The organism is Kitasatospora indigofera (assembly GCF_014655955.1).
Classification (GTDB): Bacteria; Actinomycetota; Actinomycetes; order Streptomycetales; family Streptomycetaceae; genus Kitasatospora; species Kitasatospora indigofera.
On record NZ_BNBO01000011.1, the window covers coordinates 21234 to 43849 of the forward strand.

Below are 22616 nucleotides of genomic sequence, written 5' to 3' on the forward strand. Positions count from 1 at the left end.
GGGCCGCCCCTCGGCCGTTCCCCGGCCCTCCTCGGCTCGTCCCCGGCGGTTCCCCGCCGTCCTGGGGCCGTTCGGCCGGGGGCGATAGCCTGCCGGTATGCCGCCGAAGACCCGCAGTTACGACCCCGTGAAGGTGCGCGCCGCGCTGGCCGCCCAGGTCGGGGCGCTCCGCGCCACCGTCCACGAGCTGTGCGCCGGCCCGGACGCCGAGCGGCGGCTCGCCCGCCCGACCCGGCTGGGGGAGTGGCGGGTGCGGGAGCTGGTGGCCCATCTCGCCCTGCAGATCGCCTGGGTGCCCCGGCACGTCCGGGAACCGCTGCGCGGTGCGCCGGCCCTGAGCCTGGCGCAGTGGGTCGCGGGGGTGGGCACGGTGGCGCCGCTGCTGGACGCCGGCACCCGGGAGTACACCGCGAAGGCCTTCGACGGCTCCCCGGCCGAGGTGGCGGCCGGGTTCGACGACGCGGCCGAGGAACTGCTCGCGCTGCTGGCGGGCCCCGAAGTGGCCGACCCGGCCAGGAGGTTCGAGATCCGGCTGGGCTCGATGCTGCTCTCCGACATGCTGGTCACCCGGCTGGTGGAGACCGTCGTGCACGCCGACGACCTGGCGGACGCGCTCGGTCTGCCGGCCTTCGCCCACGACCGGCAGGCCGTGGCGGCGGTGGTCCGGTTGCTGGCCGACGCGCTGGCCGCCCAGGCGCCCGGCGGGGCGGTGGAGTTGAGGGTGCCGCCGTACGCGGTGGTGCAGGCGGTGGAGGGGCCCAGGCACACCCGGGGCACGCCGCCGAACGTCGTCGAGACCGACCCGCTGACCTGGATCCGGCTGGCCACCGGGCGGACCGGCTGGGCGGCCGCCGTCGAGGAGGCCCTGGTCTCGGCGAGCGGTGAGCGCAGTGACCTCGGCGGCCTGCTCCCCGTGCTGAACTGACGGTCCGTCATGATCTGGGCGCGGGCGGTCCGGCGGCCGGGTCAGGCGGGGTGCGGGGGCACCCACCAGCCGTGCTCGCCGGGGTACGACGTGCCGGCGTGCTGTCCGCCCCCCGCCGGGGCGTACTCGACCCACTCGTCCTTGAACTCCCGCAGCAGCCGGGGCCAGCTGCCCCCGGGGGCGGTGAAGGCGTCGGGCCCGGCCGCGGCAAGCTCCTCGCGGACCTGGTCGATGGCCCCGCGGACGTCCTCGCTCCGGTCGGTGTCCTCGTACGGGCCGTAGAAGAGCGCCCGCTCGCGTTGCATCACATAGAGGAAGAAGCCCAGTTCCTGGAGGCTCTCGTGCGCGGGCGTGATCTCGTCCGAGCCGTTCAATATGGCATGTACCCGACCGCTTGCCCCGTCCAGCATCAGCAGGTCGGGCCCGAGGCGCCCGACGAGGAGCCATTCCTTGGCGCCGCCCGGAATGTCGATGAATTCGTCGAGTTCGGGCCGGAGCGTCCCGAGGTCGGAGAACTCGCCGGACGGTTCGTCCACCGGTGAGCGGTAGAGCCAGTTCCGGACCAGCGGGAACCCGGTCCCGGTGAAGTACTCCCGCGAGGGGCCGTGCGTGATCCGTACGGGTACGGATTCGCCGGGAATCCGGACGAGCTGGTCGGCGGCGAATACCGAATCGAACATCTCGGGAGTGACCCGGGCCATGGCGCTCCTCTGCTGCTCTCCGGGGCGGGGTCGGGGGCCTGCGGGCACCGGACTCCGTGCCTCTCGCGAGAGGCGGTCCAGGTGATGCTTCATCCGGACGTTACCACCCTGCAAGCCGTGGGCAAGGGGGAGTTGCGGTGCCGGGCGGCGCGGCCGGCGGCGACGGCCGGGCGCGGGCGGGCCGGTCCGGAGCGGGCCCGCCCGCCCGCCCCGACTTCACCCCGGCCGGCCATTCCCGGGAATCCGCCCCGCAATGCCCGGGAGTTCCGCCGTGGCCCGGGAGGGCTGGGTCCGGCCCGCCCGTCGGGTGGCCCCCGGCGGAATTGGCGCGGTCGGTGGATTTCGCCCCGGTGATTCCCGCCCGAGTTCCAGGTGGCACCCGTGGATGCGGCCGGTGTCGTCCGAGGGGTTGTCGGTGCTGCTCGCGGAGGTGGCCGGTGCGGCCCGCCGTCCCGGCGGCCCGTGATCGGGCCGGCGAATCCTTCGTGCATTCCGGTGGGAGCGGGCGGGTGCGCCGCATTCACCGGCGAATGCCGGGCGGCCCCGGGGGCTTCGGCGGCTGGATTTCCCTGCCGGGCGGGCATTCCGGCCGGTTGCCGGATATCGGCCACGGTGATGGTGCGGGGGCGGTTCGTCGGGGGAGTCCGCGTGCGGGCGGAGCGGGTGCCGGCGCCGGCGCGGCTTCGCCTCGCCGGGCCCTCGGCTGTCATGACCCTGCGGCCCGGCCGGACCGGCTGACGCCCAGTAAGTATGCTCGTAGCGTTGATGGGAGAGCGTGCTGCCCGACGGACGCCCGCCCCGGCACGGCGGTCTCCTGCGGGCCGGCAGCCGGGACGGACAGGGGCAGGCATGACGACGGACGGCCGGCGGATCCCGCCCCTCCTGGCGGGCCGCCACCCGGCCGGGCTGGCCCTGTTCGGGTGGCTGGACGACGCCCGGGCGCCCCGGCTGTGCCGGGTGTCCGGCCCGCCGGGCGTCGGCAAGAGCCACCTGCTGGACTGGCTGGCGACCGGCTGCACCCGGCCGGAGACCCCGGCCGCCCGGCGGATCAGGGCCGTGCTGCCCGCCGCCGGCCACTCCCTCAGCTCCGCCGTCTGGTCGCTCGGCGTCCGGCTCGGCCTGTCCGCGCGGACGGCGCAGGAGCTGACGGCCGCGCTGGCCGAGGACGGCCGGCCCACGGTGATCTGCGTCCCCGGGCTCAACCGGGCGGCCGACCCGGCCGCCCTGGTGACCGGGCTGCTGCGACCGCTGCTGGAGCTGCCGCAGGTCCGGCTGGTGGTCGAGGCGGTCACCGGCAGCCCCGGCGCGGCGGCCTTCGGCCCCGGCCCGGCGCCGGCCGTGATGGAGCTGGACGACCCGCAGTGGACCGACCGCGAACGCTTCGGCGCCTGGTGCCTCGGGCACGGCGGTGACCCCGGGGCGTACCCCAACGCGGCCGCCGCGCTGGGGCGTTCGGAGCGGCCCCGGCCGGCCGCGCTGGGTGAACTGGCGGCCCGGATCCCGGTCCGCCCCGACGGCACGCCCGACCTGCTGCGGACGGAGCAGGACCTGCTCTCCGAGTTCTGGACCGCCGCGGCCCGCGAGGGCGGCGCGGGCCGGATGCAGGCCGACCCGCTGCTGCTGGTGCTGGCCGGGCCGGTGGCCGTCACGGCCGCGCTGGAGGGCGAGGACGGCACCGTCGCCCGGGCCTGGTGGGCGGCCGGCCCGGCGCTGGTGGAGCAGGCCGACCCCGCCCAGCGGGCCGCCACCCTGCGGGCGCGGCTGCTCGGCGTGGACGAGGCCGCCGTCGCCAGGCTGTCCGCCGTACCCGCCGCCTGGGCCGGCGCCTGGGCGCTCTGGCCGTCCGCCGGGGACGCCTGGCCGGGGCCGGTCACCGCGCTGGCCGCCGGGCTCGGCGCCCACGCCGGGCAGGTGCTGCTGGCCGGCCCGACCGGCGCGGTACGGACGGTGGACGCGGCCACCGGCCGCCCGGGGAGCCTGCTGGTGCCCGGCCCCCGGCCGCTGCGCGCGCTCGCCGCGACACCGGGCGGGACGGTCGTGCTGCTCGACGCCGGCGGCCGCACCGAACTGCTGGCGCCGCCGCGGCCCGGGCCCGGCCTCGACCCGTACGCCCTGGGCGGGGCGCTGGAGCGGCTGCGCGCCGCGGCGGCCGGCGAGCTCAGCACGCTCGCGGCCGTCCCGGGGCTGTCCGGCGCCGCGCCGGCGGTCGGCGACGTGGCCGGCGGCGTGTGCTGGGACGAGGACGGCGTGGTGCGCCGGGAGCAGTTGCACCAGGGCCCGGTGACCGCGCTCGCCGGGGCCGCGGTGGACGGTGACGGGGTGTCCGACGAGGGCTTCCCGCTGCTGGTGAGCGGTGGCTTCGACGGCGTCGTCCGGCTCTGGGGCCCGCGTTCGGAGCCGATGCCGGGCCCTCTCGACCGGCGCGAGGGCCCGGTGACGGCGGTCGCCGCCGGGATCGGCGCGGCCGGGCCGGTGGTGGCCGCGGCCTGGGAGGACGGACTGGTCAGGGTGCGGTGGCCGGACGACCCGGACGGCGTCCTCGACCTGCGGCTCGGGTCCCCGGTCTGGTCGCTGGCGCTGGCGGGCGGGCTGCTGGTGATCGGCGGGCCCGAGGGGCCGGTGGCCGTGCGACTCGGGGCGGGGTAGCGGATGGACGGCCTGCGGGCGCCGGTGACGGCGCGGGACCTGGACGACTGGTTCGGGCCGGCCGAGGTTCGCCGGCTGCCGGCCGGGCTGCTGCCCGGCGCGCTGGTCCACGAGCCCAGCCGGCGCTTCCTGACCCGGGTGGGGCTCCCGCTGCGCGCGGCGGGGCTGGAGCTGGACGCCGACGCGGTGGCCCCCTGGCCGACGCTGTCCGCGGTGCTCGGCGAGGACGTCCTGGACGGCGGGCGGCTGCTGGTGATCGGCGCGCCCGCGTACGGGGACGGCCTGCTGGTGCTGGACGCGGTCGGTGGAGCCGTCCACCTGGCCACCCGGCGTCCGGGGCCCCCGGCGGAGCCGGACCTGGAGCTGATCGCCTCCGGCCTGGCCGGCCTGGTCCGTCTGCTGCGGGAGGCGGTCGCCCTGCGGCGGGGCGCCGCCGATCCCGCGGCCGGGCCGCTCCGGCGCGGGCCGGCGGCCTGCCGCCGCGTGATCGCGGCGGCCGAGGAGCGGATGCGGGAGCTGGACCCGGCGCCGTTCGGCACGGACGGCTCGGCGCCGTACTGGAGCACGCTCGTCCGGGCCGAGGGGCTGCGCTGGGGCGCCTCGCGCGGGGACGGCACGGGGCTCGCCTTCGACCTGGCGCCGGAGCTGGTGGCCGAGCTCGGCGAGCCGGTGCGCCACCCGGCGGCGGGGCTGCCGGCCGCGCTGACCCACGGCCCGACCGGCCGGCTGCTCACCGAGCTCGGGCTGCCGGCGGGCCACCGCCTGCTCCGGGACGTGTCGCGGCAGCTCCTCCCGCTGGCCGAGGCCGAGCCGTGGCGGTTCGACGAGGACCTGGACGAGGCCGAGGACGACCGCCCGCACCAGCGGGACTTCCTGCGGATCGGCGGCTGGCCCTACGACTGCGGGATCGTGCTGGACGGCCGGACCGGGCGGGTCGAGGTGACGGCCGGGGACGGCGAGGAGGGCTGGCCGGAGGCCTACCTGAACCAGGACCTCTCGGCGCTGCTCCTCATGTGCTGGACGGTGGACCGGATCCGGGCGGAGCACGGGCGCGGCGCGGCCGGGCCCCGACGCGGCGGCCGGCGGGTCTTCGATCCGTCGGCGCTGCTGGAGGGGCTGCTGGAGGAGTTGCTGGCGGAGATCGATCCGGCGGCCTTCGCGTCCGAGCGGCGGCCCTGGCGCGGCCTGGCCGAGGACGGGCACATGGGCGGACTGATCGGCTGACCGGCCGGGAGCCCCGCCCGCCCGGGCGCGGCTCCGGCCTGGGACGCCCGCGGCTCAGGGGAAGGCCGGGGGACGCCCGCGGCTCAGGGCACGGCCGGGCCGCCGAGGTAGCCGCCCTCCGCGCTGTACGGCCAGGCGTTGGGCCGGCAGCCCTTGAGGCCGTAGATCTGCTGCATCATCGCCGGGGCCGGTTTGTCCTTGCCCGGGCAGGTCTCGTGCCCGTGGCCGATCCGGTGCCCGACCTCGTGGTTGACGATCAGCGCGCGGTACTCGTCGATCGGCCCGTCGAACTGCGGCGAGCCGGTGTTCCAGCGCTTGACGTTGACCACCACCTGGTCGCCGACGTTGCAGTTGACCTCGCCGTGGGTGTCCAGCCCGGCCGCGCCGCAGATCCGGTCCACGGTGTCGGGCGAGGCGATCTTCACGGTGAAGTCGTACGGGCCGGAGGCGACCGGCTGGAAGGCGTTGCGGCCGTCGTTCGTCCAGCCCCGCCGGTCCGCCAGGATGCCGCGGATCTGGGCGGCGGCGGCCTGCGGGTCGACCCCGCTGCCGTCCTCGACCTCGACCCGGTAGCGGCGGACGGTGCCGGTGCCGACCTGGTCGCCCGCGGCGCCGGCGACGGTGAAGGTCCCCGAGCCGTGCACCGGGCCGGCGGCCGGCGGGGCGGGCGTGGACGCCGTCACGGTCGGGGAGGGGGCGGGCGGGCTGCCGGCCGGGTGCGGCTCGGCGCTGTGCGACGGTGCGGGGGCGGCGGTCGCCGGCGGGTCGCCGGCGGGCCGGTCGTCCTGGGACTTCGCGTCCCCCGAGGGTCCGGCCCCGGGCGTACCAACGGGGGCCGCGGCGGCCGGCGGCTGCGCGGCGGCGGGGGTGGCCGGTCCGTCGGGGCCGAGGGGCCGGGCGAGGGCGTAGACCGTGCCGCCGAGGAGGACGGTAGCGACGGCCAGCAGGACGGCTGCGCCGGGGCCCCGTCCCCGCCGGGCCCGCCGTCGTCGGCCACGTCCGGGCCGCGCGGTGTTCGGGGCGGGTGGGGCAGTTCGCACGGCGTACGCTTCCTGGTCCGGGGGCAGGGCCGAGGAGGCGTGCGAAACCTGCTGCGCGCCCCCGTCGCGCCTTCACCTTGGCACGGCCGCGGCACCGCTGTCCACATACCCGGTATGCACGAAGCCCCCGCCGGCTGGCCGCTGGACGGCCGGACGGCGGGGGCGCGGCGCGCCGGGTGGTCAGCCCAGGGTGTCGGCGGCGGTCGGCGAGCTGTCCCGCAGGAACTGCGCGCAGCGCTCGGCCTCGCCCTTCTCGTCGATCGCGGCGGCCGCGCGCCCGAGGGCGTGCAGCGCGCGCAGGAAGCCGCGGTTCGGCTCGTGCTCCCACGGCACCGGGCCGTGGCCCTTCCAGCCGGCCCGGCGCAGCGAGTCGAGCCCGCGGTGGTAGCCGGTCCGGGCGTAGGCGTAGGACTCGACGACCCGGCCCGCGACGAAGGCGTCGTCGGCGAGCTGGGCCCAGGCGAGGGAGGAGGTGGGGTACTTCGCCGCCACCTCGGCGGGGGAGGCGCCGCCGGCCAGCAGCTCCAGCGGAGCGGTCTCGACGGGCAGGTGGGTCGGGGCCGGGCCGCCGAGGAGGTTCTGGCCCGCGAAGGGGTTCTCGTGTGCGCTCATGCCCCCAGTGAACCATCAGCGGACGCCGGGGCCGTGGCCACGGTGTGCCGGTTCCGGGCCGGTCCGCCCGGCGCGGCCCGCCCGGACCGGCGCCCGCAACGTGCCGGGCCGGGAAAGCACCACGCCCGGAACGCACCGCGCCCCCGGCCCGGACGTGGTGTCCGGGCCGGGGGCGCGCGGTTCGGTCGGGCCTGCTCGTCGCGGGCCGGCCGGACTACTTCAGGCGGGTACCGGCCGAGCGCAGGCTCTGGGCGGCCTCGGCGACGCGGGCGGCCATGCCGGCCTCGCCCAGCTTGCCCCAGGTGCGCGGGTCGTAGGTGTTCTTCTTGCCGACCTCGCCGTCGACCTTCAGCACGCCGTCGTAGTTGCGGAACATGTGGTCCGCGATCGGGCGGGTGAAGGCGTACTGGGTGTCGGTGTCGAGGTTCATCTTCACGACGCCGTTCTCCAGCGCGGTGGCGATCTCCTCGGCGGTGGAGCCCGAGCCGCCGTGGAAGACGAAGTCGAACGGGTCCTGCTTGCCGTACTGCTTGCCGATCGAGGCCTGCAGCTCGGCGAGCAGCTCCGGCTTCAGGACGACGTTGCCCGGCTTGTACACGCCGTGCACGTTGCCGAACGAGGCGGCCAGCAGGTAGCGGCCCTTCTCGCCCAGGCCGAGGGCCTCGGCGGTGCGGACGGCGTCGTTGACGGTGGTGTACAGCTCGTCGTTGATCTCGTGCGAGACGCCGTCCTCCTCGCCGCCGGTCGGGGTGATCTCGACCTCAAGGATGATCTTGGCGGCGGCGGCCTGGGCCAGCAGTTCCTGCGCGATGGACAGGTTGTCGGCGAGGGTCTCGGCCGAGCCGTCCCACATGTGCGACTGGAACAGCGGGTTCTGGCCCTTGGCGACGCGCTCGGCGGAGATCGCGAGCAGCGGGCGGACGTAGCCGTCCAGCTTGTCCTTGGGGCAGTGGTCGGTGTGCAGCGCGACGGTGATGTCGTACTTCGCGGCCACGATGTGGGCGAACTCGGCCAGCGCGACGGCGCCGGTCACCATGTCCTTGTTGTGCTGGCCACCCAGGAACTCCGCACCACCGGTGGAGATCTGGATGATGCCGTCGCTCTCCGCCTCGGCGAAGCCGCGAAGGGCCGCGTGCAGGGTCTGCGTCGAGGTGACGTTGATGGCCGGGTAGGCGAACTTGCCCGCCTTGGCCCGGTCCAGCATCTCGTTGTAGACCTCGGGAGTTGCGATGGGCATGCGAATCCGCTCCTGTCGGGTTGCGGCGTACGGACGGTGATGTCCGACGCTGTGTACGCCTTCGGTACGACCTGAGGTACCGGGGCCGACGCGGCTCTGCGACACGGCTTTCTGGTACCGGGCTTCGGGGCTGCCGCCGCGGTGTCACGAAGAGGGTGTTCGCTACCACGGGCCGGACGCCGGTGCCATCTTCCCAGACTTGCCCCCGCGGTCCACCAAGGGCCCGCCAGTCGGACGCCCGGCCCCCGCATGCTACGAACGGATGACCCGTCGCCGCCCCGGAGGCTGAGGACTCCGCCAAGGATGGCCCGCTATCCTGCGGCCGTGGACTACAACCAGCTCGCCGTCAACCTGCTCGACGCCAAATCGCTGATCTCGTCGCTCGGCGCGATCGGGTTGATCGCGATCATCTTCGCGGAGACCGGCCTGCTGGTCGGGTTCTTCTTCCCCGGTGACTCCCTGCTGATCCTGGCCGGCGTCGCCTCCTCCAGCGCGGCCTCCTCGGTGCTCGGCGAGGGCGCCCGGCTGCCGATCGCCGCGCTGTTGATCGGCGCGCCGCTCGCGGCCGTCGCGGGTGCGCAGCTCGGCCACCTGATCGGGGTCAGGGTCGGCCCCCGGATGTTCGACAAGCCGGAGTCGAAGATCTTCCGCCGCGAGTACGTGCTCAAGGCCGAGGAGTACTTCGAGAAGTTCGGCCCCGGCAAGGCCGTGGTGCTGGCCCGCTTCATGCCGATCGTGCGGACCTTCCTCAACCCGGTGGCCGGCACCCTGCAGATGCCCGCCAAGACCTTCCTGCTGTGGAACGTCGTCGGCGGTGTCCTGTGGACCGAGTCGATGCTGCTGATCGGCTACTTCTTCGGCGACGCGCTGGCGCCGGTGATCGACAAGTACCTGATCCCCGCCGTGCTGCTGATCGTCCTGCTGTCGATCTCGCCGGTCCTGGTCGAGGTGATGCGCGAGCGCAAGAAGAAGGCCGGCGGGCCGGTGGCGGCCGAGGAGGTCGACGCGGTGCAGTCCGGCGGCCGTCACCGCCGCGGCTGACCGCCGCGCGGGTGCCCCGGCTCCCGCCGGACGGCCCCGCCGTACGCACGAGAAGGCCCCGCCCTGTTTCACGTGAAACAGAGCGGGGCCTTCTCGTGCGTACGCGCCCGGCCGCCGTTCGCACCGCACGGCGCGGGCACCGGCGCCGGTCGTCGGCGGGCCCGGTGGCGCGGGTGCGTGCGGCGCGGCTCGCGGTGCCGGTGGTGCGGCGGGCTCAGCCCAGGTCGAGGTCGGCCAGGTTGTACGCGGTGCGGTACGGCAGGCCGGTCGCCCGGACCGCCTCCTCGCCGCCGCGCTCCACGATCACCGCGACGCCGACCACCTCGGCGCCGGCCTCCCGCAGCGCCTCGACGGCCGTGAGCACCGAGCCGCCGGTGGTGGAGGTGTCCTCCACGGCCAGCACCCGGCGGCCCTTCACGTCCGGGCCCTCGATCCGGCGCTGCAGGCCGTGGGCCTTGCCCGCCTTGCGGACCACGAAGGCGTCCAGCTTGCGGCCGCGGGCGCCGGCGGCGTGCAGCATCGCGGCGGCCACCGGGTCGGCGCCCAGGGTCAGGCCGCCCACCGCGTCGTAGTCCAGGTCGGCGGTCGCGTCCAGCATGACCTTGCCGACCAGCGGCGCCGCCTCGGCGTCCAGCGTGATGCGGCGCAGGTCGACGTAGTAGTCGGCCTCCAGCCCGGAGGAGAGGGTGACCTTGCCGTGCACGACGGCCTTGTCCTTGATCTGTGCCAGCAGGGCGTCGCGGTCGTTGCTCAGGTCGTTGCTCATGAACAGCCAGTCTAGAGGCCGTCCCGCGGCGGGACCGCCCGCCGGGTCACCCGGCCGTGCCGGGCCGGGCGGGCGTCAGGCCCGGCGGCGGTCCGGCCGGACGGTCCGGCGGTCCGGCCCGGCCTCAGCGCCGGCGCAGCGCCCGGACGAGCACCACCGCTCCGCCCAGCAGGACGACCCCGCCGCCGATCACCCACGGGACGGCGGCCCGGCCGCCCGGGACGGCGCCGCCGGCGTCGCCGCCCCACCGGGAGGCGGCCCGGGCCCGCGCGCTGCGGGCCGGCAGGGCCGGGGCGTACCGGCCGCGCGGCGGGGCGTGGTCGACCTCCTCGGCGGAGCGGCCCACGATGCTGCGGCGCACCGGGCCGGAGAGCGCCTGGTCCTGGTCGTAGTCGTAGGGCAGGTCGGCGGAGGCGTTGGCCGGCTGCCCGGTCTCCTCCCCGGCACCGGTGGGCAGCCCGAAGCGCTCGGCGTCGGCGTCCGTGAAGGCGATCAGGTCGGACAGGTCGTCGTCCAGCGAGTCGCCGTCGAAGGCCTCCTCGAAGGCCGCGTCGGCCGCCGCCGCAGCCGCAGCCGCGCCCGCGTCACCGCTCTCCGTCCCGCCCTCGCCGCCGTCCGCGTCCTCGGCCGGGGGCCCGGCCTCGCCGCCGGCCTCGTCGGCGGCCTGGGCCCGGTCCTCCAGGAACAGCACGGTGGCGCCGGGGCCCTCGGCGGCCTCCTCCTCGGGCTCCTCGCCCTCGTCCTCCTCCGGCAGGCCGTCGCCCGCGGAGGACAGTGCGGCCGCGAAGCGGTCCAGCAGGCGGCGTCCGGTGGCGGCGAGGGTCTCCGCGTCGAACTCGTCCAGCCGCCCGGTCGCGCTCAGGTCGCCGGTGAACCGGACGGTCGCGGTGGCGCTGTCGGCCGCAGGCTCGTCGCTCCCGCCGTCCCTGTCGGCGCCGCCGCCCGGGCGGACCGCGATCCGGACGGTCGCGGTGGCCTCGCCGCTGCCCCGCGCCTCCTGGCCCTCGGCGAACGCGGTGAGGACGCCCTCGCGGCCCTCGATCAGGGACAGCACGCCCCGGTACGTGATCGTCGAGGTGCCGATCCGCAGCCTGAGCCGGCCGCTGATCTCCTCGGCCTGCCCGCTGCCCGCGGCGGCCGGCTCGGTGCTCAGACCGGGGACGCAGCGTGCCAGCAGGGCCGGATCCTGCAGGGCCTGCCGGACCAGTGCGGCCGGCATCGGGACGACAACCTCATGCTCCATGTCTGCGAGCCTACCCACCGGCGCGGGTTGTGAGCGGTGTCCGGGCCCGTGCGCCGGTGACGGACCGCCCCGGCGGCCCCCGCGGAGCCTCCGGAGGCCGCCCCGGCCCACCGTCGGAACCGGCCACCGTCACCACCGGCCCCCCTTCACCACCGGCCCCCCGTCATCACCGGCCCTCGCCCTGCGGCGGTCCGGTCCTGCGGCGGTCCGGTCCTGCGGGCGGCTGCCGGCGCAGGCCGAGCACGGTCGACGCGGCCGGTGCCCGGGCCGGCCGGGCGGCCGCCAGGCGTTCGGCCGCGGCGCGCAGGCCGGCCTCGGTGAGCGAACGGGGGAGCGGCGCGTCCGCGGCCAGGGCGAGGCCGGGCCGCCCGGCGGCGGCCAGCAGGAACCCCTGCGGGCGGGCCGGGCCGCAGCCGGTGGCCGGACCGGCCGCGATCCCGTACGGCAGGGTCTGCAGGCCGGCCGCCCGCAGGCCCGACTCGACCGGCCAGAGCCCGGCCTCCGACGAGCCGGCCCGGACGGCGAGCCGCCCGCCCGGGGCGAGCACCCGGGCGGCCAGCCCGAGGAACTCCTGGGACTGGAACTTGGCCCCGCGGGCCTCGGGCGGCGCCGGCAGGCCGGAGAGGACCACGTCGAACGGGCCCGCGGCCCGCCCGCCGGACGGGCTGCGCAGCCACTCCAGCGGATCGGCGTGGGTGATCCGCACCCGGGGGTCGTCCAGCGAGTGCCCGCCCAGCGCGGCGAGTGCCGGGTCGGTCCGGGCCAGGCCGGTCAGCGCCGGGTCCAGCTCGACCAGCCGGACGCTGCGCACCCCCGAGTGCCGCAGCACCTCGCGCAGCGCCAGCCCGTCGCCGCCGCCGAGCAGCAGCACCCGGGCGTCCGGGCCGGTGCCCATGGCCGGGTGGACCAGCGCCTCGTTGTCCCGGTACTCGTCGGGGCCGCAGACGGCGGGCCGGCCGTCCAGGTAGAGCCGCAAGGGCTGGGCCGGGTCCGTGCCGGTGCCGGTGCCGGTGTCCGTGCCGGGGCGGGCACCGGCCGGGCCGGTGAGCACGATCTCCTGGTAGCGGCTCTGGGCGGCGAAGCGGACCTGCGCGCCGTAGAGGGCCTGCCGGGCGGCCCGCTCGATCGCGCCGGAGCAGGCGGCCGCGGCCGCGAGGGTGACCAGGACGAGGCCGCAGCCCGTCCAGAGCAGGGCGCGGGCCCGGGGCTCGGGTTCGTCGCGGAACAGCCAGAGCACCACGGCGCCGCCCGCGACGGCGTTGACCGCACCGGTGGCCAGCGCGCCGGCGGCCGGGCCGAAGGCGGGCAGGATCAGGAAGGGGAAGGCCAGCCCGCCGACCAGGGCGCCCACGTAGTCGGCGGCGAACAGGTCCGCGACGGCGCGGCCGGCGTCCTCCCGGCGGATCCGCTGGATCAGGGTCATCAGCAGCGGGATCTCGGCGCCGATCAGGACGCCGATCAGCCCGGTCAGGGCGACGATCGCGGCCTGGTAGCCGCCGAACCTGGCCCACCAGGCGTGCAGGGTGAGTACCGACAGCCCGCCCACCAGCGCGAGCGCGCACTCGACCAGGGCGAAGGCGCTGGCCGGGCGCCGGGTGAACCGCTTCGCCAGCAACGAGCCGAGGCCCATCGCGAACACCATCACGGAGAGCACGACGGAGGTCTGGGTGACCGAGTCCCCGATCAGGTAGTTGCCGAGGGCGACGAGTTCCAGCTCGTAGACCAGGCCGCAGGCCGCGCAGACGAAGGCGGCCAGCAGCACCGCCGTCCGGGCCGGGCCCGGCCGGGTCCGCGGCCGGCTGCGACGGCGCGGGGCCCGTCGGCTCCCGGCCGGGCCGGGCCGCGCGGGGCGGCCGTCGGCGCCGGGGCCGCCGGGGCCGGCGGCCGGGTCGGGGCTCGGGTCGAGAACCGGCTGAGCGGGTGGACCCGCCGGATGGTTGATCACGAACAAACGCTAGGCGACGGATGATGCGGATGGCTGCGTCCGTCCGTGGGACAGCGCGGTGCGTCCGGTTGACGGATCGTTCCTGCGTGCGAATCGGGGGTGGTCCCCGTCATCGGCCGCGGACCACCAGCGAGGAGCGGGTGCACACCAGCCGTCCCTCCTGCGGGTAGGCGTGCCAGGTGCGCCAGAGCAGCCGGTCGGCGTCGCCCTGGGTCATCAGGGCGGTGAAGGCGCTCGGGTCGCCGGGGAAGACCCCGGCGAGGCCGCGCGGGTGGCCCTCGACCAGGGCCAGCAGCTCCTGGGCGCGGGCGGCGAAGTCGTGCGGCGGCATCGCCTCGATCCGGGCCGCGAACTCGTACTCCCAGCCTGCGACCTGCTTGGCGACCCGGGCGGGCAGCGGGGTGCGCCGGCCCGGCAGGCAGGCGACCGTCTCCAGGCACTCGCCGGGCCCGGCCGCGATCAGGACCTGGTGGGAGGCGCCGAGCAGGCGCAGCTGCAGCGTTCCGGCGGGTCCTGGTCCGCGGACGCCGCCGATTCTCAGGTCGCGGACGGCGAGTGCGGGCAGCGGTTCGCCGCCCAGGCACCAGGCCAGGTCACCGGCGCGGGTGTCGGTGTAGGAGGTCTGCAGTGTGGTGAGCATGCTCGGCTCCGCGTTTCAGCTCCGTGCGCGCCCGCCGTGCAGCGTCCGACTAGGCCGAAGACGAGGCTGTTCGAGGCTGTGCGGTCCAGGGCGCGGCCGACCGTGGAAGGAAGGATTCCGGCTGGAGATTCAGCAGCAGAGAAGCATGAATACGCCGGGTCCGTCGGTGATTTACCCAACTTTGTCAAGCATTCACCGGTTCGGGCACCGGCGCTTCCCCAGTCCGATCACTCCGGTGCGTGACTGTGTTCGGAGTGCGCCCCCTTGACCGGAGTGTGCGCCGTGCAATCCGGTCGTGCGCCCCTCGGGCAGCTGGCTCCGCGCGCCTTCGCCGTTCGATCCGCGCCGCCTGCCGCACCCCGCTCCCGGTGACCGGGTGCCGTACCGCCGTCCGGGTGGCGCGGTGGCGCGGTGGCCCCGTGGCCGCGGGGCGACGGGCGGCCGTCCCGGCGGGTCCGTCCGATGTGACAGGGCGTCAGGCGGGCCGCGCCGGGGGAGCGGTGCTCCGGCCGGTTCCAGGGCGGCGTGGGCTGCTCATAATTATGCACATGATGACGCACGGTCGGCCCATGGCTTCGATGCTCCGGAGCCGGTGGCATGTCATGTGACTGGTCCAGGGCATGAGTTGCGGTGCTGTCGACGGCCCCTCGATGAATCCATGGCGTCCGGCGCCATGAGGATGTATGTTGATTGTCGCATCTATATGCATCAACAAGAGGGTGGCCATGGACCAGGCAGTGCCGCAGGGGTTCCGCTCGTACACCGCGAACATGGGGCTGAAGGACTCGGCCCACGACTTCGCGGTGGTGGTCTCCGAGGTGCCCGCCGTCTCCGCGGCGGTGTACACCAAGTCCCGCTTCGCCGGGCCCAGTGTCGTGCTGAGCCGCGCGGACACCGCCGCGCAGCGGAGTCGCGGCATGGTGGTGGTCTCCCGCAACGCCAACGTGGCGACCGGCAGGGTCGGCGCCGCGCACGCGGAGGAGGTCCGCCGGCTCGCCGCGGCGAAGGCCGGGGTCCGGCCCGAGGAACTGGTGATCGGCTCCACCGGGGTGATCGGCCGCCCGTACCCGATCGAGGGCATCCGGGAGGGCATCGCCGCGATCCCCACGCCGCTGCCGCCGGCGGACTTCGAGGCCGCGGCGGCCGCCATCATGACCACCGACACCCGGGCCAAGTCCGTCCACCTGCGCTGCGGCGACGCCGTCGTGGTGGGCATCGCCAAGGGCGTCGGCATGATCGAGCCCGGCATGGCGACGCTGCTGGCCTTCTTCTTCACCGACGCCGAACTCGCCCCCGAGCGGCTCGACGCCGTCTTCCGCCGGGTGGTCGACCGGACGTTCAACGCGCTCAGCATCGACACCGACACCTCCACCAGCGACAGCGCGGCCGTGTTCGCCAACGGCCTGGCCGGGCCGGTGGACGAGGCCGGGTTCGAGCAGGTGCTGTACCGGGCCGCGCTCGCGCTGGTCCGCGACATCGCCTCCGACGGCGAGGGCGCCGGCAAGCTGCTGGAGGTCCGGGTCACCGGCGCGCGGGACGCCGCCCAGGCCAAGCGGGCGGGCAAGGCCGTGGTGAACTCGCCGCTGGTCAAGACCTCCGTCCACGGCGCCGACCCGAACTGGGGACGGGTCGCGATGGCCGTCGGCAAGCTCGACGAGGACCTCGACATCGAGCCGTCCCGGACCCGGATCCACTACGGCGAGCTGGAGATGTTCCCCGAGGAGCCGGACGAGGAGATGCTGGCGCGGGCCCGCCGGTACCTCTCCGGCGACGAGGTGGTGATCCGGATCGACCTGGGCATCGCCGACGGCGCCTTCACGGTGTACGGCTGCGACCTGACCGAGGGCTACGTCGGGCTCAACTCCGGTTACACCACCTGACCGCCCCGGGCCCGGTCAGAGCCGCCGCAGGCGGGCCACCGCCTCGGTCAGGACGTCGTCGCGCTTGCAGAAGGTGAACCGGACCAGGCTCCGGCCGGCGTCGGTGTTGTCGTAGAAGACCACGTTGGGGATGGCCACCACGCCGCAGCGGGCCGGCAGCGAGCGGCAGAACTCCAGGCCGTCCTTCTCGCCCAGCGGAGTGATGTCGGTGGTGATGAAGTAGGTGCCCTCCGGACGGAAGACCTGGAAGCCGGCCGCGTCCAGGCCGTCGGCGAGCAGGTCGCGCTTGCGCAGCAGGTCGGCGCGGAAGGCGGCGAAGTACTCGTCCGGCAGCCGGAGCGCCTCGGCGACGGCGTACTGGAACGGGCCGGCGCTGACGTAGGTGAGGTACTGCTTGGCGGTCCGGACGGCGGCCACCAGCGGCGCGGAGGCGGTGACCCAGCCGACCTTCCAGCCGGTGAAGGAGAAGGTCTTGCCGGCCGAGGAGATCGAGACGGTCCGCTCGCGCATGCCGGGCAGGGCGGCGATCGGGTGGTGGACGCCGCTGAAGACCAGGTGCTCGTAGACCTCGTCGGCCACCACCAGCAGGTCGTGCTCGACGGCGAGGGCGGCGATCCCGGCCAGCTCCTCGGGGGTGAGGACGGTGCCGGTCGGGTTGTGCGGGGTGTTCAGCAGCAGCAGCCGGGTGCGCGGGGTGATCAGGGAGCGCAGCTCGTCCAGGTCGGGGCGGAACGCCGGGGCGCGCAGGGTGAGCGGGACGCGGACGGCGCCGGCCATGGCGATGCAGGCGGCGTAGGAGTCGTAGAAGGGCTCCAGGGCGATGACCTCGTCGCCGGGCTCCAGCAGGGCGAGCAGGGCGGCGGCGATGGCCTCGGTGGCGCCCGCGGTGACCAGCACCTCGGTGTCGGGGTCGTGGCCGAGGCCGTGGAAGCGCAGCTGGTGCTCGGCGACGGCCTGCCGCAGCTCGGGGATGCCCGGGCCGGGCGGGTACTGGTTGCCCTGGCCGGTCAGGACGGCGCGGGCGGCGGCCTCGGCGATCTCGCGCGGCCCGTCGGTGTCCGGGAACCCCTGGCCGAGGTTGATCGAGCCGGTGGCGGTGGCCAGCGCGGACATCTCGGCGAAGATCGTCGTGCCGAGGCCTTGCAGCCTGCGGTTCAGCAGCGGCCTGGTACCCATACCGGCTCCTCCTGGCTTGTCGTCGGGATCATCCTCCGGGCAGCGCCCGGCCCGGGACAAGTCCGCCCGGCGGGTCGACGCCCGGGCCGACGCCCGGGCCGACGTCCGGGCCGACGTCCGGGCCGACGTCCGGGGCGCGCCCGGGCGGGCCCGGGCGGGCCGGAGCCGGGCACGACGACGGCCCGCCCCCGGGGCGGGCCGTGCGAGTGCCACGGGCCCGCGGGACGCGCGCCGGAGCGGCTCAGGACTCGTCGGAGGAGTCGCCGCCCTCGGGAGTGCCCTCGTCGCCCTCGATGTCCTTCTGCAGGCCGAGGCGCTCGACGATCCACTGCTCGAAGCCGACCGCGGCCTGGGTCCAGTTGGCGGTGGTGGTCACGAAGTACTCCAGGTTCACGCCGGTGCCGACGATCATCTGGGACTCGCCGATCAGGCGGACCACGCCGTCCTCGTGCGTGTGGGTGTAGACCTTCGGCCAGAGGGTCTCGCGGTTCCACTCGTCGATGAGGTCGAGGATCTCGCCCTTGTCCTCCAGCGGGTACGAGCGGTCGTAGAAGGCGCGGACCGCGAAGAGCTCCTTCTGCTCGCCACGGAACATGTAGTAGACGCGGAAGCCGTCCCAGGGGGCGGTGAGGTCACCCTCCTCGTCGACCACGTGCTTCAGCTGCATCTGGTCGAGCAGCTGGGCTACGAGGGCCTGGTCGGGCACCACGACCGGCGGCGGGCCGGCCGGCTGGCCCTGACCGGGCTGACCACCCTGCGGGCCCTGCGGGACGCCGAACGAAGGGATGGACGACGGGTCGATACTCATGGGGAGGTCCTCTTCTCAGTGCACGTGGGTGGTCGGCAATGAGAGGCCGCCCTTCCACGTCCCATCCTGCCTCATCCGGGGCCGCGGACACAGGGGCTCCCCGGGGCGGCCGCGCCGGTCCGACCAGGGTCAGGGCCGGTACGACTCGACCGAGCGGACGGTCCCGCGCCGGCCGGCGTCGTTGTACGTGCCGCTGTTCCAGGTCCAGGCGCGGAGGTGGCGGCTGCCGCTGCCGGCGGGGGAGGAGATGCTGTAGTAGAAGAAGAAATCGTTGTTGCCCGAATAGATGTCCCCCGTGTTGTAGATCGCCACGTCCAGGTACCCGTCGTTGGCGAAGCACAGGTGGTCGCTGGTGGTCAGGATGTTCACGAAGTCCCACCGGCCGTCGCAGTTGACCCGGTTGATCGCGCTCGCGTCCGTGGCCGGTGCGGCGAGGGTGAGGGCGGCGGCGGCCGCGGCGGTGCAGGCGGCTTTCTTCCAGCGGCGGGTCATGATTCTCCTGATGTCCCTGGCGTCTCCCCCGGCCGGCCCAGGGGCGGGTCCGGCGGGCCGCCGGCGGTCGGCGTGGGCCGACCGGATCCTCGCAAGGCGGGGTGGCACGGGCCAGGAGGTTGACCGGAGGTTGACCGGAGGAACTGCCGGGCGGCGCACCCAAACGTTCACGGGCAGTGAGCTTTGTCACGCGCTGAGTGATCGCATTCCGTTGCCGTCGCCGCCGGATGCCGTTAGCGTGCGGTGAAACCCTCCCGGCAGGACAATTTCCGCTGTCGGACGTCCAGTTGAGGTTTTCATTGGTTCGGGGGAGTCAGTGGTGGGGGGTCCTGTCATGGCGACGGGCAATTGTCTGGGGGCATTGCTCCGGAGCATGCGGCTCGACCGGGGAATGACCCAGGAGGACCTGGGTGCGGCTTCCGGAATGAGCGTGCGGTCCATCCGTGATCTGGAGCGCGGGGTTTCCTGCCCGCGGATCTCCACCCTCCGACTGCTCGCCCAGACCTGGAAGTTGTCCGAGGCCCAGGGGGCCGAACTGCACCGGCTGGCCCGTGCCGAGCGCGACCGGGCCGGCCGGAACCTCAAGACCGGAGCGTATGCGTGAAGGTGCGGGCACGGGTCGCGGCATCGGTCCTGGCGGGCGCCGGGCTGCTCGCCGCCCTCTCGGGTTGTGCCTCCGGCCAGGGCGGCCGGGCGGCCGGTCCGGCCCTGACCCCGCCGCCGGCCGGAGCCGCGCTCGCGCCCCCCTCAGGGCGCGACGGGATGATGCAACTCCCTCTCTCCGCCTACGGATCGACCGACGGCCGGAGCGAGATGGCGGGCCAGGCCGTGCGGGCGCTGATCACCGAGTGCATGCACAAGGGCGGCTACGCCACCTTCACCCGGGACGACGCGCTCAACGAGGGCCCGCCGCCCGACAACATCTCGGCGATGCCGGCCGGCGCCTTCGGCTACTTCCCGGAGCGGGTGGCGGCCGTGCAGGGCTTCCACGGGGCGCCGCCCGGGGCCGCCCCGCCCCGCCGGGAGCTGGAGGCCGGCGAGGAGCGGGCCGTGCAGGCCTGCATGGACGGCGCGTTCCAGCAGATCAACAGCACCGACAAGGCCGGTGCGGAGCTGCTCGGGCGGCTCTACGCGGCCTCGCTGGCGGCGCTGGCGAAGGATCCGAGGGTGTCCGCGGCCACCACGGCCTGGCAGGGGTGCATGGGCGCCGCCGGGTTCCCCGGCGTGACCCCGCAGGGGCTGGTGGACCGGTACCGGGGCCGGCCGCAGGCGGCCGCCGGAGTCCCGCCCGAGGAGATCGCCGCGGCGACCTCGGACGCCGCCTGCACGACCGGCACCAACCTGGCCGGGATCTGGTTCGAGGCGCTGGCCGGCTACCAGAAGCAGCTGATCGACTCCCATCAGCAGCAGTTGACGGAGTGTCGGAGGAAGGCCGAGGCGCGGGACGCCGAGCTCGCCCGGATCGTCGCCGGGTCCTGAGCCCGCCGGGGCGCCGTCGGCCGGCGCCGCCCCGGGGTAGTGCCGGGGGAATGCCGGGGCGGGCCGCCCCGAAGGGAACGGCCCGCCCCGGCGCGCGGTGTCACTTCTCCAGCGGCCCCCGGGCGCGCACCGTCAGCCGGTCGCTGTCCTCGGCCAGCTCGACCACCACCGTGTCCCCGTCGTGGACCTGGCCGGACAGGATCGCCTTGGCCAGCTGGTCGCCGATCGCGGACTGCACCAGCCGGCGCAGCGGCCGGGCGCCGTACGCCGGGTCGTAGCCGGTGAGGGCCAGCCAGTCCCGGGCGGCCGGGGTGACCTCCAGGGTGAGCCGGCGCTCGCGCAGCCGCTCGCCGAGCTTGTGGACCTGGAGGTCCACGATCCGGCTGAGCTCCGCGGTGCCCAGCGGCTCGAAGACCACGATGTCGTCGAGCCGGTTGAGGAACTCCGGCTTGAAGGTGGCCCGGACGGTGTCCAGCACCAGCGCCTTCTTGCGGTCCTCCGGCGTGCTCGGGTCGATCAGGTACTGGGACCCGAGGTTGGAGGTCAGGATCAGGATGGCGTTGCGGAAGTCCACCGTCCGGCCCTGGCCGTCGGTGAGCCGGCCGTCGTCCAGCACCTGCAGCAGCACGTCGAAGACCTCGGGGTGGGCCTTCTCCACCTCGTCCAGCAGCACGACGCTGTACGGGCGGCGGCGCACCGCCTCGGTCAGCTGGCCGCCCTCCTCGTAGCCGACGTAGCCGGGCGGGGCGCCGACCAGCCGCGAGACGGAGTGCTTCTCGCCGTACTCGCTCATGTCGATCCGGACCATCGCCCGCTCGTCGTCGAACAGGAAGTCGGCCAGGGCCTTGGCGAGTTCGGTCTTGCCGACGCCGGTGGGGCCGAGGAAGAGGAAGGAGCCGGTCGGGCGGTCCGGGTCGGCGATGCCGGAGCGGGTGCGGCGCACCGCGTCCGAGACGGCCTGGACGGCCTCGCGCTGGCCGATCAGCCGGCGCCCGAGTTCGTCCTCCATCCGCAGCAGCTTGGCGCTCTCGCCCTCCAGCAGCCGGCCGGCCGGGATGCCCGTCCAGGAGGAGACCACGTCGGCCACGTCGTCCGGGCCGACCTCCTCCTTCACCATCGACTGGCTGGCGTCCTCGTCCGCGGCCCGCTCCTGGGCCTCGGTGAGCTCGCGCTCGGCGGCCGGGATCTCGGCGTACATCAGCTTGGAGGCGCGCTCGAAGTCGCCGTCCCGCTGGGCGCGTTCGAGCAGGCCGCGCAGGTCGTCCAGGCGCTCCTTGAGCTCGCCGACCCGGTTGAGGCTCTTCTTCTCCTGCTCCCAGCGCGCGGTCAGCACGCTCAACTGCTCGTTCTTGTCGGCCAGGTCGCGGCGCAGCCGGGCCAGCCGGTCGATCGAGGCCGGGTCGGACTCCTTCTCCAGGGCCAGCTCCTCCATCCGCAGCCGGTCCACCGAGCGCTGGAGTTCGTCGATCTCCACCGGGGAGGAGTCGATCTCCATCCGGAGCCGGGAGGCGGCCTCGTCGACCAGGTCGATCGCCTTGTCCGGCAGGAAGCGCGAGGTGATGTAGCGGTTGGACAGGGTGGCGGCGGCGACCAGGGCGGCGTCCGAGATCTGCACCTTGTGGTGCGCCTCGTACCGGCCCTTGAGGCCGCGCAGGATCGCGATCGAGTCCTCCACCGAGGGCTCGCCGACCATCACCTGCTGGAAGCGGCGCTCCAGCGCCGGGTCCTTCTCGATCCGCTCGCGGTACTCGTCCAGGGTGGTGGCGCCGACCATCCGCAGCTCGCCGCGGGCCAGCATCGGCTTGAGCATGTTGCCGGCGTCCATCGCGGAGTCGCCGCCGGCGCCCGCGCCGACCATGGTGTGCAGCTCGTCGATGAAGGTGACGACCTGGCCGTCGCTCTGCTTGATGTCGTTCAGGACGGCCTTCAGCCGCTCCTCGAACTCGCCGCGGTACTTGGCGCCGGCGACCATCGCGCTGAGGTCCAGCGCGACCAGCCGCTTGCCGCGCAGCGACTCGGGCACGTCGCCCGCGACGATCCGCTGGGCCAGGCCCTCGACCACGGCGGTCTTGCCGACGCCGGGCTCGCCGATCAGCACCGGGTTGTTCTTCGTCCGGCGGGAGAGCACCTGGACGACCCGGCGGATCTCCTGGTCGCGGCCGATCACCGGGTCGAGCTTGCCGTCCCGGGCGGCCTGGGTGAGGTCGGTGCCGTACTTCTCCAGGGCCTTGTAGGTGCCCTCCGGGTCCTGCGAGGTGACCCGGCCGCTGCCGCGGACGTCCTTGAAGGCGGCGAGCAGCGCCTTGGGGGTGGCGCCGTGCCGGCTCAGCAGGTCGGCCACCGCGCCGCCCTCGGCGGCCAGGCCGACCAGCAGGTGCTCGGTGGAGAGGTACTGGTCGTCGAGGTCGTCGGCGCGCTTGCCGGCCTCGGTCAGCACGGCCAGGGTGTCCCGGGCCAGCTGCGGAGCGGCCACGGTCGAGCCGCTGGCGCTCGGCAGCCCGGCCAGCTGGCGCCGGGCCTCGGCGGTGACCTGGCCGGCGTCCGCGCCGACGGCTTCGAGCAGCGGCTTGGCGATGCCCTCGGGCTGTTCCAGCAGGGCGAGCAGGATGTGCACCGGCTTGACGTCCGGGTTCCCCGCTGCGCCCGCCTGCCGGATCGCGGCGGACAGGGCGTCCTGCGTCTTGGTGGTGAACTTGCTGGCGTCCACTGCTGGGTCGTCCTCCTGTACGTCGGGGGCCGGGCCGGCCGCCGGGGCCGGTGC

Annotated in this window: 19 protein-coding genes; 7 read left to right on the top strand and 12 right to left on the bottom strand. The window is 75.2% G+C overall.

Annotated features, from left to right (window positions below; all coding sequences use genetic code 11):
- The first annotated feature begins 97 nt into the window (after nt 1-97).
- The gene (locus tag IE329_RS12645) at nt 98-925 is read left to right on the top strand and encodes a sterol carrier family protein (protein WP_190210940.1); all 828 of its coding nucleotides are present in this window, start codon (nt 98-100) and stop codon (nt 923-925) included.
- Nucleotides 926-966: 41 nt separating this feature from the next.
- Here IE329_RS12645 and IE329_RS12650 read toward each other — a convergent pair whose 3' ends face one another.
- A complete protein-coding gene (locus IE329_RS12650; RefSeq protein ID WP_190210941.1) occupies nt 967-1605 on the bottom strand; it encodes an SUKH-4 family immunity protein in 639 nt (212 codons plus the stop codon).
- Nucleotides 1606-2475: 870 nt separating this feature from the next.
- On the opposite strand from IE329_RS12650, the gene IE329_RS12655 reads away from it, so the two are divergent.
- Both IE329_RS12655 and IE329_RS12660 read left to right on the top strand, forming a co-directional pair.
- Nucleotides 2476-4272: a WD40 repeat domain-containing protein gene (locus tag IE329_RS12655; RefSeq protein WP_190210942.1), complete on the top strand. Its 1797-nt coding sequence runs from the start codon at nt 2476-2478 to the stop codon at nt 4270-4272.
- A gap of 3 nt (nt 4273-4275) precedes the next feature.
- Nucleotides 4276-5496: an SUKH-4 family immunity protein gene (locus tag IE329_RS12660; RefSeq protein WP_190210943.1), complete on the top strand. Its 1221-nt coding sequence runs from the start codon at nt 4276-4278 to the stop codon at nt 5494-5496.
- Between the two features lie 83 nt (nt 5497-5579).
- On the opposite strand, the gene IE329_RS12665 is transcribed toward IE329_RS12660, so the two are convergent.
- From IE329_RS12665 to fbaA, 3 genes are all read right to left on the bottom strand, one after another.
- Nucleotides 5580-6536, bottom strand: coding sequence for a DUF3152 domain-containing protein (locus tag IE329_RS12665; RefSeq protein WP_229927385.1), 957 nt, complete (start codon nt 6534-6536; stop codon nt 5580-5582).
- A 180-nt stretch (nt 6537-6716) separates the two neighbouring features.
- Nucleotides 6717-7148, bottom strand: a complete 432-nt coding sequence (locus IE329_RS12670; protein ID WP_190210944.1) for a DUF3151 domain-containing protein — start codon at nt 7146-7148, stop codon at nt 6717-6719.
- Nucleotides 7149-7362: 214 nt separating this feature from the next.
- Nucleotides 7363-8385, bottom strand: a complete 1023-nt coding sequence (fbaA, locus tag IE329_RS12675; RefSeq protein WP_190210945.1) for a class II fructose-bisphosphate aldolase — start codon at nt 8383-8385, stop codon at nt 7363-7365.
- A 324-nt stretch (nt 8386-8709) separates the two neighbouring features.
- On the opposite strand from fbaA, the gene IE329_RS12680 reads away from it, so the two are divergent.
- Complete coding sequence (locus IE329_RS12680) at nt 8710-9426, top strand: DedA family protein (protein ID WP_229927386.1); 717 nt, start codon at nt 8710-8712, stop codon at nt 9424-9426.
- 214 nt (nt 9427-9640) lie between these two features.
- Here the strand turns inward: IE329_RS12680 and pyrE are convergent, their stop codons facing one another.
- The 4 genes from pyrE to IE329_RS12700 all read right to left on the bottom strand — a co-directional run bounded on the left by pyrE (nt 9641) and on the right by IE329_RS12700 (nt 14020).
- Complete coding sequence (gene pyrE, locus IE329_RS12685) at nt 9641-10192, bottom strand: orotate phosphoribosyltransferase (RefSeq protein WP_073929141.1); 552 nt, start codon at nt 10190-10192, stop codon at nt 9641-9643.
- 124 nt (nt 10193-10316) lie between these two features.
- Nucleotides 10317-11435, bottom strand: a complete 1119-nt coding sequence (locus IE329_RS12690; protein ID WP_190210947.1) for an SRPBCC family protein — start codon at nt 11433-11435, stop codon at nt 10317-10319.
- Nucleotides 11436-11601: 166 nt separating this feature from the next.
- Entirely contained in the window at nt 11602-13380 is a 1779-nt protein-coding gene (locus tag IE329_RS12695; RefSeq protein ID WP_268257275.1) for a polyamine aminopropyltransferase, read from the bottom strand.
- A 109-nt stretch (nt 13381-13489) separates the two neighbouring features.
- Nucleotides 13490-14020 (bottom strand): DUF2617 family protein, encoded by a 531-nt coding sequence (locus IE329_RS12700; RefSeq protein WP_190210948.1) that lies wholly within the window; start codon nt 14018-14020, stop codon nt 13490-13492.
- A gap of 725 nt (nt 14021-14745) precedes the next feature.
- Between IE329_RS12700 and argJ the strand changes: the two genes are divergently transcribed.
- Entirely contained in the window at nt 14746-15900 is a 1155-nt protein-coding gene (gene argJ, locus IE329_RS12705) for a bifunctional glutamate N-acetyltransferase/amino-acid acetyltransferase ArgJ (RefSeq protein WP_190211040.1), read from the top strand.
- Nucleotides 15901-15915: 15 nt separating this feature from the next.
- Here argJ and IE329_RS12710 read toward each other — a convergent pair whose 3' ends face one another.
- The 3 genes from IE329_RS12710 to IE329_RS12720 form a co-directional block, all read right to left on the bottom strand.
- Nucleotides 15916-17076, bottom strand: coding sequence for a pyridoxal phosphate-dependent aminotransferase (locus IE329_RS12710; RefSeq protein WP_190210949.1), 1161 nt, complete (start codon nt 17074-17076; stop codon nt 15916-15918).
- A 241-nt stretch (nt 17077-17317) separates the two neighbouring features.
- Complete coding sequence (locus tag IE329_RS12715; protein WP_190210950.1) at nt 17318-17884, bottom strand: type III secretion system chaperone family protein; 567 nt, start codon at nt 17882-17884, stop codon at nt 17318-17320.
- Nucleotides 17885-18013: 129 nt separating this feature from the next.
- Nucleotides 18014-18376: a beta/gamma crystallin domain-containing protein gene (locus IE329_RS12720; RefSeq protein ID WP_190210951.1), complete on the bottom strand. Its 363-nt coding sequence runs from the start codon at nt 18374-18376 to the stop codon at nt 18014-18016.
- A gap of 334 nt (nt 18377-18710) precedes the next feature.
- Between IE329_RS12720 and IE329_RS12725 the strand changes: the two genes are divergently transcribed.
- Together IE329_RS12725 and IE329_RS12730 are read left to right on the top strand one after the other, a co-directional pair.
- Nucleotides 18711-18980 carry a helix-turn-helix domain-containing protein gene (locus IE329_RS12725; RefSeq protein ID WP_266322549.1) on the top strand — a complete coding sequence of 90 codons (270 nt, stop codon included), beginning with the start codon at nt 18711-18713 and terminating at the stop codon, nt 18978-18980.
- A gap of 158 nt (nt 18981-19138) precedes the next feature.
- Entirely contained in the window at nt 19139-19855 is a 717-nt protein-coding gene (locus IE329_RS12730) for a hypothetical protein (protein ID WP_190210953.1), read from the top strand.
- Nucleotides 19856-19955: 100 nt separating this feature from the next.
- Here the strand turns inward: IE329_RS12730 and clpB are convergent, their stop codons facing one another.
- Complete coding sequence (gene clpB / locus IE329_RS12735) at nt 19956-22562, bottom strand: ATP-dependent chaperone ClpB (RefSeq protein WP_190210954.1); 2607 nt, start codon at nt 22560-22562, stop codon at nt 19956-19958.
- Between the last annotated feature and the right edge of the window lie 54 nt (nt 22563-22616).